This is a genomic window from Bacillus sp. A260, from assembly GCF_009861435.1.
GTDB classification, from domain to species: domain Bacteria; phylum Bacillota; class Bacilli; order Bacillales; family Bacillaceae_G; genus Bacillus_A; species Bacillus_A cereus.
Genome location: NZ_CP046398.1, coordinates 4,416,703 through 4,429,845, shown reverse-complemented (window position 1 = coordinate 4,429,845; position 13,143 = coordinate 4,416,703). Strand labels below are relative to the sequence as shown.

Below are 13,143 nucleotides of genomic sequence, written 5' to 3'. Positions count from 1 at the left end.
AAAAGTGATTGAAATTTGCTTCGAAGAAAAAAATGATGCTATGCACGTATATAGACAATTGCTGAAAAGAGCGGAAGTGTTATATAAGGAAACGAGTGTGTATTTACAGGAACAAAAAGTGGTGATTCACATACCAGTACGTGAATCGAATTATATTGAAAAAATCTTATTGCCAGTGATGGTGTATTTCATTGTGAATGTGAAACAAAATGAGTGGATTTATACGATTTTAAAAGAAAAGTTTTTTTATGAAGAACAAGAAGAGTGTCATCAAATATTGCACATGGCACATGAGATTTTAAAGGGAAGAAGAAAAGGTGTAGCTCAGGATTTAACGCGTAACGCATTTGAGTCATATATTAAGTCTTCTTTAAATAATTGGCTTTGTGATCCGCTCTCATTCTCGTTTTCATCATATATCCGTTTTCGTCTTCGTACATATAGGGAAATGGTGGCTAAACTTGCGGAAGTGGCAATTGATGAATATAAGATGGAGCAAGAATACCAAATGTTCATTGAGACGCTTCGGCAACAAGTAAGTAGCCGTAAATCACGTTTGTCTTGCGTGCATCTTATTTTTGATGAAAGCTTTATCTTTTATGATGATAAAGGTAGACGTTTAAAACAGGAGAAGTTGGTCCAATATATAGATGAGGAATTATTAAAGCAAAATGATGTATATATTGATACGAAAGTAATTGCGCCGCTTCTTTCTATTTCGCCTAAAAAGATTTATTTATATACGAAAGAACAAGACCATAATATGATTATTACTTTGCGAAATGTGTTCCAAGAACGGGTCCAATTACATGGATTACATGATTTTGAGCGCAATGTGAAAAATTTAAAAAATAAAGGTAACGCCCTTGATTTTCTAAGTTTTTGAGCATATAATTACCTACATAAATGAAATATATTGAAATGTCATGATGAGGACATGAGTAGTTTTCTACGATTTTCAGAGAGGGAAGCCTTAGGGTGTGAGCTTCCTAGTACGGGATTATTACTTACCACCTCTAAACTTTAGCAGTGAACGTTTTTTCTAGTAATTGCTAACGGACAACACCGTTATGTTGAACTTGAGCAATTAACAATTATGTTAATTGGAACAAGGGTGGAACCACGAATTCAACACTCGTCCCTTTTTACGGGATGAGTGTTTTTTATTTTGAGAAAAAGAGGAGTGACCAGTGATGGCAGATGTAGTTAAAATTACTTTCCCTGATGGAGCTGTGAAGGAGTTTCCAAAAGGCGTAACAACTGAAGAAATCGCAGCTTCTATTAGCCCAGGCTTAAAGAAAAAAGCTGTAGCTGGAAAATTAAACGATGAGATGATCGATCTTGTTACACCAATCGAAGAAGATGGTGCAGTTTCTATCATTACATTAGATTCTGAAGATGGCCTATATATTTTACGCCATTCAACAGCCCACCTTTTAGCACAAGCGTTAAAACGTTTATATAAAGATGTTAAGGTTGAGCTCGGCATTGGTCCAGTAATTGAAAATGGCTTCTACTACGATATTGATATGGAAGAAGCAATTACAGTTGAAGACTTCAAGAAAATCGAAAAAGAAATGCAAAAAATCGTGAACGAGAACTTAGAAATCGTTCGTCATGAAGTACCACGTGCAGAAGCAATTCGTCGCTTTGAAGAAATCGGCGATGAGTTAAAATTAGATTTAATTAACGATCTTCCAGAAGATGCAGTTATTTCAATCTATGAGCAAGGCGAATTCTTCGACCTTTGTCGTGGTGTTCACCTTCCATCTACAGGGAAAATTAAAGTGTTTAAATTATTAAGCGTTGCAGGTGCTTACTGGCGCGGCGATAGCAATAATAAAATGCTACAACGTATTTACGGTACTGCATTCGTTAAAAAAGCGGAATTAGATGAGCACTTACGTATGCTTGAAGAAGCGAAAGAGCGCGATCACCGTAAATTAGGTAAAGAATTAAAACTATTTACTAATAGCCAAAAAGTAGGACAAGGTTTACCACTTTGGTTACCAAAGGGTGCAACAATTCGTCGTATTATCGAGCGTTATATCGTTGATAAAGAAGCAAGCTTAGGCTATGATCACGTATATACTCCAGTACTAGGAAGCAGAGAGCTTTATGAAACTTCTGGTCACTGGAACCACTACCGTGATGGCATGTTCCCATCAATGGAAATGGATAACGAAGAATTAGTTCTTCGTCCAATGAACTGTCCTCATCATATGATGGTTTATAAAAATGATATTCACAGCTACCGTGAATTACCAATCCGTATTGCGGAACTTGGAACAATGCACCGTTATGAAATGTCAGGTGCGTTATCTGGATTACAACGTGTACGCGGAATGACTTTAAACGATGCGCATATTTTCGTTCGTCCAGATCAAATTAAAGAAGAGTTAAAACGTGTTGTAAACTTAACTCTAGAAGTGTACAAAGATTTCGGTTTAGAGAACTACTCATTCCGTCTATCTTACCGCGACCCAGCAGATACTAAAAAGTATTATGCGGATGATGAGATGTGGGAAAAAGCACAAGGTATGTTAAAAGAAGCTATGGATGAAATGGGTCTTGATTACTATGAAGCTGAAGGTGAAGCGGCATTCTACGGTCCAAAACTTGACGTTCAAGTTCGTACTGCTCTTGGAAAAGACGAAACACTTTCAACTGTACAATTAGACTTCTTGCTTCCAGAACGCTTTGAATTATCATACGTTGGTGAAGACGGTAAACAACATCGTCCAGTTGTAATTCACCGTGGTGTTGTATCAACTATGGAACGTTTTGTAGCCTTCTTAATTGAAGAATACAAAGGTGCATTCCCAACGTGGTTAGCTCCAGTTCAAGTACAAGTAATTCCAGTTTCTCCGCAAGTACATTTAGACTATGCGAAGAAAGTACAAGACGAATTGCGTCGTGCTGGTATCCGTGTTGAATTAGACACTCGTGAAGAGAAGATCGGTTACAAAATCCGTGAAGCACAAATGCAAAAAATTCCGTACATGCTTGTAGTAGGTGACAATGAAGTAACTGAAAACGGCGTAAACGTACGTAAATATGGTGAACAAAAATCAGAAACAATCGCATTAGATGCTTTTGTTGACATGATTAAAGTAGAAGGAAAACGATAAGAAAAAGCCGCGGTATACCGCGGCTTTTTTATGTAATATACTTGAGGAAAATTAGAAAAAATAACCATGTAACACTTATCATAAAAAAGTATTGCAAGTATGTTAGTTGTTTGTTACAATATTTCTTGTTGTTAGTAAAACACATCGCGTCTTCTTGACAGACGTCATGTCCTATGATAAACTCATCAAGGATAATAGAATATTGTTTTGTGGAACAAGTAGAAGCACCCGCTTCTCACCTGATGGACGCATTCGCAGTTAACAGGTAAATGTATTTCTTACTTAAGATTTTACAAGTGTGGGTGTCGTATGCCCGCACTTTTTTTGTTCGGGTTCTATGACTACAAAATATGTTCTGAGAAAACCTTGGAGGTGGCTTACTATTAGCAAGGATATGATGATTAACGAGCAAATTCGTGCACGTGAAGTACGTTTAGTTGGCGCAAATGGCGATCAACTTGGAATCAAGTCTCGTAATGACGCTTTAGACTTAGCTGCAAATCTTAATCTTGATTTAGTATTAGTTGCTCCAAATGCGAAACCGCCAGTATGCCGCATTATGGACTACGGTAAATTCCGCTTTGAGCAACAGAAGAAAGAAAAAGAGCAGCGCAAAAATCAAAAAGTAATTAGCATGAAAGAAGTTCGTTTAAGTCCAACAATTGATGAACACGACTTTAACACAAAACTTCGTAATGCTATCAAGTTTTTAGAGAAAGGCGACAAGGTTAAAGCATCAATTCGCTTTAAAGGACGTGCCATTACTCATAAAGAAATCGGTCAACGTGTTTTAGATCGCTTCTCAGAAGCTTGTGCTGAAGTTAGCACAGTTGAATCTAAGCCTAAAATGGAAGGACGCAGTATGTTCTTAGTTTTAGCACCGAAAAACGATAAGTAATAGATAGAGGAGGAAATACCTATGCCTAAACAAAAAACTCATCGCGGCGCTGCAAAGCGTTTCAAAAAGACTGGATCAGGTAAACTGAAACGTTCTCACGCTTACACAAGCCATTTATTCGCTAACAAATCTACAAAAGCTAAACGTAAACTACGTAAAGCTGGTGTAGTAAGCGCTGGTGACTTCAAACGCATTCGTCAAATGCTTGACAACTTAAAATAAGTTCGGCTGATATATAGAACAATTAGGAGGTAATATTATGCCAAGAGTAAAAGGTGGTACAGTTACTCGTCAACGTCGTAAAAAAGTAATTAAATTAGCAAAAGGTTACTACGGTTCAAAAAATACATTATTCAAGGTTGCTAACCAACAGGTTATGAAATCTCTAATGTATGCATTCCGTGACCGCCGTCAAAAGAAACGTGACTTCCGTAAATTATGGATTACACGTATCAACGCAGCAGCTCGTATGAATGGTCTTTCTTACAGCCGCTTAATGCACGGTCTTAAAAATGCTGGCATCGAAGTTAACCGCAAGATGCTTGCTGACTTAGCTGTTCATGACGAAAAAGCTTTCGCTGAATTAGCAACAGTTGCAAAAAACAACATTAACTAATTAATTAGTTGAAACCTTAGAAGAATTTTCTTCTAAGGTTTTTTTATTTGTATTCAAATAGAAGTTAGAAGTGAAAGAAATTCTAAAGATTAACGGCTATGTTGTTATCAATATGACAAAAACAATATAAAAGTTATAGCAGTATAGAAGAATATACATATGAAGTCAGGAGAATACTCCTGGCTTTTTTCAATTCTGCTCGTTTGGAAAGAAGAGTATCTTTCCTAGCTGAAACGACACTGCTATAATGGAAAGATGATATGGAACTTTCATCAGATGAACAATTTAAGAGCGATGACTGAAACGTATTTGTAAATTAAGGACAAGCTATTTTATAAAGAGTTAGATAGCTGACTTATTCATAAGAACTGAAACATAATAATGAACTTTGAGATGAAACAACATTGTTGCGTAAAATGCGATGTTGGAGGAGGACAATAGAATGGACTTACTACAACTATTTAAATTACAAAAAGAATTAGATGACCGTATTGCAAAAGAACATGACTTACAACCGAAAAAATTGTTAAAAGAAAAAATGTTAGCTCTTCTTGTAGAAATTGGAGAACTTGCAAATGAAACACGTTGTTTTAAATATTGGAGCAACAAACCAGCATCAGAACGTGAAGTAATATTAGAAGAATACGTAGATGGTTTGCATTTTATTTTATCAATCGGAATTGATTTAGGTATTGATAAAAACTTCCTATTCTATAAATGTGCACAGACGAATAAAACACAAGTGGAAATTTTCTTAGACACATATGCGAAAGTAATTCGTTTTACAGATCAACCATCTATTACAAACTATATTGAATTATTTACGAGCTATCTTCGACTTGGACAAGCACTTGAATTTGAACAAGAAGAGATTGAAAAAGCATATTTAGATAAAAATGAAGTAAATCATCAGCGTCAAACACAAGGATACTAATTTAATTTTTGAATATTTCAATTTAATTATTGTATAATGAATTGACTGAAGAAAAAGGAGGGTGTTGGCAATGACAAAATTAGACGCGACATTGACAATGCTAAAAGAATTAACAGATGCACGTGGTATTGCTGGTAATGAGCGTGAACCACGTGAAGTAATGAAGAAGTATATTGAGCCGTTTGCGGACGAACTTTCTACTGATAATTTAGGGAGTTTAGTTGCGAAAAAAGTAGGGGAAGAAAACGGCCCGAAAATTATGGTTGCAGGTCATTTAGATGAAGTTGGATTTATGATTACACAAATCGATGACAAAGGTTTCCTTCGCTTCCAAACGGTTGGTGGCTGGTGGTCACAAGTTATGCTTGCGCAACGCGTGACGATTGTAACGCGTAAAGGAGATGTAACAGGTGTAATTGGTTCAAAACCACCGCACATTTTACCTCCAGAAGCTCGTAAAAAGCCAGTTGAAATTAAAGACATGTTCATCGATATCGGTGCTTCTAGCCAAGAAGAAGCGATGGAGTGGGGCGTACGACCAGGAGATCAAGTTGTACCTTACTTTGAATTCCAAGTGATGAAGAATGAAAAAATGTTACTTGCAAAAGCATGGGATAACCGAATCGGTTGTGCAATTGCAATTGACGTATTAAAACAATTAAAAGATGAAAAGCATCCAAATGTTGTATATGGCGTTGGAACTGTACAAGAAGAAGTTGGTCTTCGTGGCGCAAAAACATCTGCGAATTATATTAAACCAGATATCGCGTTCGCAGTAGATGTTGGTATCGCTGGAGATACACCGGGTGTAACGTCAAAAGAAGCACAAAGTAAAATGGGCGATGGACCACAAATCATTTTATATGATGCTTCTGTTATTGGACATACAGGTTTACGTGATTTCGTAGTTGATGTTGCTGATGAATTACAAATCCCGTATCAATATGATTCAGTAGCAGGCGGAGGAACGGATGCGGGTGCGATTCACATTGCTGTAAATGGTATTCCTTCTATGGCAATTACAATTGCAACGCGCTATATCCATTCTCATGCGGCAATGTTACATCGTGATGATTATGAAAATGCAGTGAAGTTAATTGTAGAAGTTATTAAACGTCTTGATAAAGAGGCTGTACATAACATTACATTTAATTAATAGAAAAAGCGAAGGAGCTTCTCCTTCGCTTTTTTATGTTTTAAAAAGGCCTTTCTAATCCTGCAGCAGTATGAGCCCCTAAAATAATTAAACGAGTTAATTGCATCGCCATAAAATGCGGGGTATATATCATCCCTCTTTTTAGCCATGACATAATCATTCCTAGGTGGGCACCAGTAACATAACTAATGAGAATATCGCGTGGAACCATTAGTTTTTCATCGTTAGGTTGTGAAATAGAGAGGCTTAATGTTAAATGCGTTTGAATTGCTTTCATCATCTTATACGTATAGTTTCCAGCAGCTTTATCACCAAGCATGACGTTATAGAAGTTAGTGTTTTCTGCAATATGTTCGAACAAGGCCAAAAAACTTGGATGTGGCGAATCAAATGTTAGTTGGAAATCTTCTTTATTTCTATTTCTCGGTTTAATTACTTCAGTTAGCTTTTCTAACATTTCTTCAATGCTTTTGTCTAGTAAGTCATATTTATCGTGGTAATGGCTATAAAATGTAGCGCGGTTTACAGGAGCGCGTTCTGCGATATGTTGCACAGTTACATTTTCAAAACCTTTTTCGCCTACTAAAGCGACAAAAGCATCCTGTATGAGTTGTCTCGTCCGTTTTACACGTGGATCATTTGTATTTTTAATAGACATTTTTATTTCCCCTCGTTTAATTTTCTATACTTAAACAACATATTGGTATTATATTGTTGTTTAAACGACATTTCATACGTAAATTGTCGGTTGTAGATTCAAAATAATTATTTATAATTATAAACGATAGTCCTTCAGAAATCAGCACCGCTCGCAGGTAGAGAAGTTTCGATTTACGCTGCAGATGGTGTGATTTTTTTGTTAAAAGGTTAATATAATTAACAATTAAACAATCTAAACAATAAGGACATAAATAGTTTAGAAAAAAATTATATGCGATATAAGGAGAGGAATGCAATGAATCAGTTTCGAAGAATGGTAATTATCAACATTATCACATTAATTGTACTAGTTGGCGGCGGTATTGGCGGTTATTACTATTACAATCAAACGGAAAATTACTTAAAAACAGACAATGCAAAGATTGATGGAAAGGTAATTCCGGTTGCTTCACCAGTAGCAGGTAAACTAACTGACTGGAAAGCTGAAGTAGGAAAAAATTATAATGAGAACGATAAATTAGGTACTGTTACTGTAGCGGCAGCTAATGGAGAACAAACAGTAGATGTAACAATTCCACAAAATGCAACAGTTGTACAATCAAACGCGACAACAAATGCTTTCGTTGGAGCGGGTAGCCCAATTGCTTATGCATTTGATATGAACAATTTATGGGTAACAGCAAACATTGAAGAAACAGATGTTGATGATGTTCAAAAAGGTCAAGATGTAGATGTGTATGTAGATGCATACCCAGATACAACGTTAACAGGAAAAGTAGAACAAGTTGGCTTAACAACAGCGAATACATTCTCTATGTTGCCATCAAGCAACGCAACAGCGAACTATACGAAAGTAACACAAGTAGTACCAGTTAAAATTTCTTTAGATCATAGCAAATCAGTAAATATTGTTCCTGGCATGAATGTGACAGTTCGTATTCATAAGTAAGGGGGAGATGAGATGTCCTCAATTGTAATTGCAGGATATGCACTATTTTGTATAATCGTCTTCTTCCTTGTAAATCGTCTTTTACGAAAGAAAAAAACGAAAATGGGAGAAGAACAAGTCCCAGCCGTAAGTAAAATAGAAGTAAGTAAAGTTGAAACAGAAGAGAAAGAAATTGAACGAAAGCAAGAATCGGAAATTTCTAATGTAGTTGAGTTAGAAACAGGAAAGCAAGAAGAAGTAAAACAAGAAAAAGAAGTGCCGAAAAAACAAATGTCTATGCCTGTAGAGAATGTGAACGTAAAAGCAGTTGTAGCTGTATTAATTCTCGGCATGTTCGTTTCTATTTTAAACCAAACAATCATTAACGTTGCATTACCTCCGTTAATGAATGAATTTAATGTATCAACTTCAACAGCACAATGGTTAATTACAGGCTTCATGCTTGTAAATGGTATTTTAGTACCGATTAGTGCCTTTTTAGTTTCACGATTTACGTATCGTAAATTATTTGTAGCAGCAATGTTATTCTTCACGGTAGGATCTATCATTTGTGCTACTTCAGGAAACTTTACAATGATGATGACAGGTCGCGTAATTCAAGCAGTTGGTGCGGGTATTTTAATGCCGGTTGGTATGAATATCTTCATGACGTTATTCCCGCCTCATAAACGCGGAGCGGCGATGGGATTACTAGGTGTAGCGATGATTTTAGCACCAGCTATCGGACCAACTGTAACAGGTTGGGTGATTGAAAACTATAGCTGGAACTTAATGTTCTATGCGATGTTTATTATTGGTTTAATTATTACGTTCCTATCTTTAAAATTCTTTACACTAGCTCAGCCGGTGTCTAAAACGAAATTAGATATATTCGGTGTGGTTAGTTCAAGTATTGGACTAGGAAGCTTATTGTACGGATTTAGTGAAGCTGGAAATAATAGTTGGACTAGTGCAGAAGTCATTATTTCACTTGTTATCGGTGTAATTGGTTTAGCGTTATTTATTTGGAGAGAGTTAACAACGGACAATAAAATGCTTGATTTACAAGTATTTAAATATCCAGTATTTACTTTTACTTTAGTAATTAATGCAATCGTTACGATGGCATTATTCGGAGGTATGTTATTGCTTCCAGTATATCTGCAAAACATTCGTGGCTTTACGCCAATTGAATCTGGTTTACTACTTCTTCCAGGATCATTAATTATGGGGATCATGGGACCAGTAGCGGGTAAATTATTCGATAAATATGGTATTCGTCCATTAGCGATAATTGGATTGGCAATTACGACGTATGCGACATATGAATTTACAAAATTATCGATGGATACGCCGTATAGCGTTATTATGACGGATTACATTATACGTTCAATTGGTATGTCATTCATTATGATGCCAATTATGACAGCTGGTATGAACGCGCTGCCGATGAAATTAATTTCTCACGGTACAGCAACGCAAAATACGTCAAGACAAGTAGCGGGTTCAATCGGAACAGCTATTTTAATTACACTTATGACGCAACAAACGACTGCTCACGTAGCTGATTACGGCAACATGTTAACAACATCAAACCCAATTTTAGTTGATAAAGTACACGGCATGGGTCAAAGCTTAGCGGCCTTAGCTGGATCAGCTCAAGCAGGAGACGCGATGAGCACACAACTATTATATGGACAAATTTCAAAGCTATCTGCAATTAACGGTATTAACGATGCCTTCTTAATCGCAACGATACTAGCAGGTATCGCTTGGGTGTTATCGTTCTTCTTACAATCAGGCAATAAACCAAATAGAAAAGCAGGGAATTAATTTCCCTGCTTTTTTGTCTTTTTAAAGAGTGAGATATAAAAAATGATAACCAGTTACGGAGCACAGCCCTGCTAGAAACAAAATTATCCCCATAGAACAAATACTCGATATTTGCCTGCCGCTTATAATAGCTAATAGTCCAGCTAAAGAGAAGAAGCACCAATATAAAGTTCCCGAAATTGGAACCATCCCCTCTAAATCTATTCCAGAACCTATACAAACGATAGGAACAACGATAAGTAATATGCTAATTAAACCAGCTATAATAGTGAGTGATTTATGATATTTAATACCATAAATAATTAAAAAAATACCAACGATAAATGCGCATAACATTAAAGTAAGAGCTAAAATCATCCAAGTTAATATTCCAAACACTTCTGTATTACCTCCGATTTGTAGGTTGCTAAAAAATATTATATATAGAATGAATCACCTACAGACATGAGCTCCCAGAAGATAACACCTAATATTCCAATGGTAAAAATAATGAATCCCATATTACGTATACTTTTAATTTTGGCTTGTACTCCACTTACCCCTGCTAATAATCCAGTTAAAGAAAATAGGGTCCAGTAAAGAGCAGTTGGAATCGGGAAAATTGTATCGATATGAATCCCTACACTTAAAAGAACAAAAGGTAGTGTGACAAAGGATAGGCTAAGTAGCCCCATTAAACCAACGAGTAATTTCCGATATTTAATCCCCGTTACTATTAAAAAAATACCACCAGCAATCCCGCATAGTAAGAGAAGTGGCGTGAAAAGCATCCAAATAATACTGAACATATGTAAACTCCTTTATGTGAATTAAGTTATATTTTACTACATGAGGTTTATTTTGGATATTATTAATGAGTATATATAAATTGAAGGAAATGGGTAATAACGATACGGATTATCAAAAACGCTAACCGCAGAAGAGTTTGAAGTTATGATAAAAGAGTAAAGAGAGGTATCGCGATGATACCTCTTTTTAACTCAAGAATGCCAACATGTTATTCATAATATGAAATAACATAGCTGGAATAATGGACTTTGTTTTTTTACATAAAATGGCCATTAATAATCCCATAAAGAAAGTAATTACCATTACCCCAAGTGAGTATGTATGAGCGATACCGAAGAAGAAACTTGTTACGATGGCTGCAATCCAAAATGGAAAGCGTTCTGAGAAGAAGCGAAGTATAAAACCACGGAAAATAAGTTCTTCAAAAATGGGTGTGAGTATTGCAAAGCTGAGAAGTAATAATATTTGATATTGCTTAAAGACGTCTAAGCTTAGTGCGGAAGATTGCTGCTTTGTTGCGTCTTGGAACACATAATTTAACAAGATGTAATTGAGTATGATGTTGATAACGAAGAAAAGAAGTAAGTATACGTATGTGCGCCATTCTTTCAGTGTTTTAAAGTTAAAAGATTTTAGTAGTAATTTTTTTGCGGGTTCGAATTTAAAAATGAAGAATAACAATACAGCTAGTTGTAATACGGTACTTGCAGTATTTGCAATAGATTCATACAGGGCAACTTGTTTTTTATCTGTAAGACCTGCTGTATAAATTGTTAATGGCATTGCGAGGAACATAGTAATAAGTCCAGTTCCAAAAAAGGCGAATAAAACAGAGCTAATAAATTGTCCCCATGACATCGAGTGTTTTTGTTCATTAGAAAGCTGTGTAGCGGGTTGCATTTGTAAAATCACCTCTTTTATATTTGCATATTTAATTATAAAGTAAGATGTTTTTGAATGTAACATTTAAATATTACATATAAAGTGAAACTTTAATCATTGGGGAGGTTCATCCCCCACTGATTATCAGCCCTCACCAATCGGGCTTTTACGGGCAGTTGATTCTCCACCTAACTTCCTCGTCTTTGCTGAATTTCGAGGTGGGGGTCTTACTGCTCGTTAATGCGGGATAAAGGTGTATTTTCCATAAAATAATAAAAGAGGTATCACCCTGTAGTGATGCCTCTTTCTCATTGATAACTATGTTCTGTCTTGTTATTCAATTTTGCTTGCTCTATTTGCAATTCACGCTCTACCAATCGATCTAATTGCTGAATTGCTTTAAGTGCTTTTTCATAAGAAATTGTTCGATAATGATGCGCTCCGCCCGGTTCTTCATCTGCTTCGTCTGCCCATTTAATAATATTTTGAAGAGATGTTCTTTCAATTTCTTGTTCCACTAAGAAAGAATCTGTATGAAGAAGAATTGCAATAGAAATTTCTTTTGCTAGTTTTGGATGTTCTCCTAATCTAATAAGTAATTTATGTGCTCTTTCAGCGCCTTTAATTGCATGGATATCATTCTTTTTATATAAGTCATAATCCCATTCGCCGCCTGTGTACCACGTATGATGTCCGATATCATGAAGGAAGCCAGCTTTTGTGGCAGCATCGACTGAGGCGTGATGCTTTTTGGCTAGGTGAAACGCATGGTAAGCGACAGCGATCGCGTGGACCATTCCAGAACGGTTTACGTATTTTTGTGTAATGTGGTGTTTAAAAATTTGTTCAAGCGTAATACGGTGCATAAAACATTCACTCCTTTTATCTTATGGTGTATATGAAGAAAAATCGATCGGTTTAAATGTATTTTGAACATTGTACTCCATCATAGTTCGTTAGTAAAGTAGAAATGTTTAGGAGAAGAAAAAATTTTTCTGCAAAAAAATCACCTTAGCTTATGCAAAGGTGATTTTCAAATTGCTTATTTTTTTAATCCTTGCTCTAGTGTTTCTAACATTTCGTGCTTTTCATTTTCATCAGCGTTTTTCCAAATGACTTCAAATAAAACGCCAAGACCTGGAAGCATTTTTTCTTCACCGCTTTGAATTGCATCGACGATTGTTTCTTGTAATTGATCTTGTGAATTTCCAGATACATTCGCTAATACGGCACCGCGTAAATTAAAACTCATTGCTTTCACCTCTTCTTCAGAATTGAAACTGACGTTAGTTTTTGTTCTTTTTTATGTAAATATG

Annotated in this window: 15 protein-coding genes and 2 other annotated features; of the genes, 9 read left to right on the top strand and 6 right to left on the bottom strand. The window is 35.9% G+C overall.

From position 1 onward, the window contains the following. Positions 1-4 precede the first annotated feature (4 nt). The 7 genes from ytxC (at position 5) to GD442_RS22430 (ending at position 6,735) form a co-directional block, all read left to right on the top strand. Positions 5-886 (top strand): putative sporulation protein YtxC, encoded by an 882-nt coding sequence (gene ytxC / locus GD442_RS22460; RefSeq protein ID WP_000569629.1) that lies wholly within the window; start codon positions 5-7, stop codon positions 884-886. 31 nt (positions 887-917) lie between these two features. Further along, positions 918-1,146: a binding site (T-box leader), on the top strand. A gap of 47 nt (positions 1,147-1,193) precedes the next feature. Next, entirely contained in the window at positions 1,194-3,131 is a 1,938-nt protein-coding gene (gene thrS / locus GD442_RS22455) for a threonine--tRNA ligase (protein WP_000786083.1), read from the top strand. Between the two features lie 210 nt (positions 3,132-3,341). Continuing rightward, positions 3,342-3,462 (top strand) — a sequence feature (ribosomal protein L20 leader region). Positions 3,463-3,525: 63 nt separating this feature from the next. Continuing rightward, a complete protein-coding gene (gene infC, locus GD442_RS22450; RefSeq protein WP_000973215.1) occupies positions 3,526-4,029 on the top strand; it encodes a translation initiation factor IF-3 in 504 nt (167 codons plus the stop codon). A gap of 21 nt (positions 4,030-4,050) precedes the next feature. Continuing rightward, positions 4,051-4,251, top strand: a complete 201-nt coding sequence (gene rpmI / locus GD442_RS22445) for a 50S ribosomal protein L35 (protein WP_001125945.1) — start codon at positions 4,051-4,053, stop codon at positions 4,249-4,251. Positions 4,252-4,288: 37 nt separating this feature from the next. After that, positions 4,289-4,645, top strand: coding sequence for a 50S ribosomal protein L20 (gene rplT / locus GD442_RS22440; protein ID WP_001138362.1), 357 nt, complete (start codon positions 4,289-4,291; stop codon positions 4,643-4,645). A 442-nt stretch (positions 4,646-5,087) separates the two neighbouring features. Further along, a complete protein-coding gene (locus GD442_RS22435) occupies positions 5,088-5,579 on the top strand; it encodes a dUTP diphosphatase (protein WP_000365050.1) in 492 nt (163 codons plus the stop codon). A gap of 70 nt (positions 5,580-5,649) precedes the next feature. Next, a complete protein-coding gene (locus tag GD442_RS22430; protein ID WP_000163555.1) occupies positions 5,650-6,735 on the top strand; it encodes a M42 family metallopeptidase in 1,086 nt (361 codons plus the stop codon). 40 nt (positions 6,736-6,775) lie between these two features. On the opposite strand, the gene GD442_RS22425 is transcribed toward GD442_RS22430, so the two are convergent. Further along, complete coding sequence (locus GD442_RS22425) at positions 6,776-7,393, bottom strand: TetR/AcrR family transcriptional regulator (protein WP_000023672.1); 618 nt, start codon at positions 7,391-7,393, stop codon at positions 6,776-6,778. A gap of 297 nt (positions 7,394-7,690) precedes the next feature. Here GD442_RS22425 and GD442_RS22420 point away from each other — a divergent pair, with 297 nt between their 5' ends. Both GD442_RS22420 and GD442_RS22415 read left to right on the top strand, forming a co-directional pair. Further along, the gene (locus GD442_RS22420; RefSeq protein ID WP_001071419.1) at positions 7,691-8,344 is read left to right on the top strand and encodes an HlyD family secretion protein; all 654 of its coding nucleotides are present in this window, start codon (positions 7,691-7,693) and stop codon (positions 8,342-8,344) included. Between the two features lie 12 nt (positions 8,345-8,356). Next, complete coding sequence (locus GD442_RS22415; RefSeq protein ID WP_000095295.1) at positions 8,357-10,156, top strand: DHA2 family efflux MFS transporter permease subunit; 1,800 nt, start codon at positions 8,357-8,359, stop codon at positions 10,154-10,156. A gap of 21 nt (positions 10,157-10,177) precedes the next feature. Here GD442_RS22415 and GD442_RS22410 read toward each other — a convergent pair whose 3' ends face one another. The 5 genes from GD442_RS22410 to sspI all read right to left on the bottom strand — a co-directional run bounded on the left by GD442_RS22410 (position 10,178) and on the right by sspI (position 13,079). Further along, positions 10,178-10,534 carry a hypothetical protein gene (locus GD442_RS22410; RefSeq protein WP_000467057.1) on the bottom strand — a complete coding sequence of 119 codons (357 nt, stop codon included), beginning with the start codon at positions 10,532-10,534 and terminating at the stop codon, positions 10,178-10,180. 38 nt (positions 10,535-10,572) lie between these two features. Continuing rightward, complete coding sequence (locus tag GD442_RS22405) at positions 10,573-10,944, bottom strand: hypothetical protein (RefSeq protein ID WP_000491395.1); 372 nt, start codon at positions 10,942-10,944, stop codon at positions 10,573-10,575. 187 nt (positions 10,945-11,131) lie between these two features. Further along, a complete protein-coding gene (locus GD442_RS22400) occupies positions 11,132-11,845 on the bottom strand; it encodes a CPBP family intramembrane glutamic endopeptidase (protein WP_001182108.1) in 714 nt (237 codons plus the stop codon). Positions 11,846-12,135: 290 nt separating this feature from the next. Continuing rightward, positions 12,136-12,693, bottom strand: coding sequence for an HD domain-containing protein (locus GD442_RS22395; protein WP_000554786.1), 558 nt, complete (start codon positions 12,691-12,693; stop codon positions 12,136-12,138). A 176-nt stretch (positions 12,694-12,869) separates the two neighbouring features. Then, complete coding sequence (gene sspI, locus GD442_RS22390) at positions 12,870-13,079, bottom strand: small acid-soluble spore protein SspI (protein ID WP_000009509.1); 210 nt, start codon at positions 13,077-13,079, stop codon at positions 12,870-12,872. Positions 13,080-13,143: the final 64 nt, after the last annotated feature.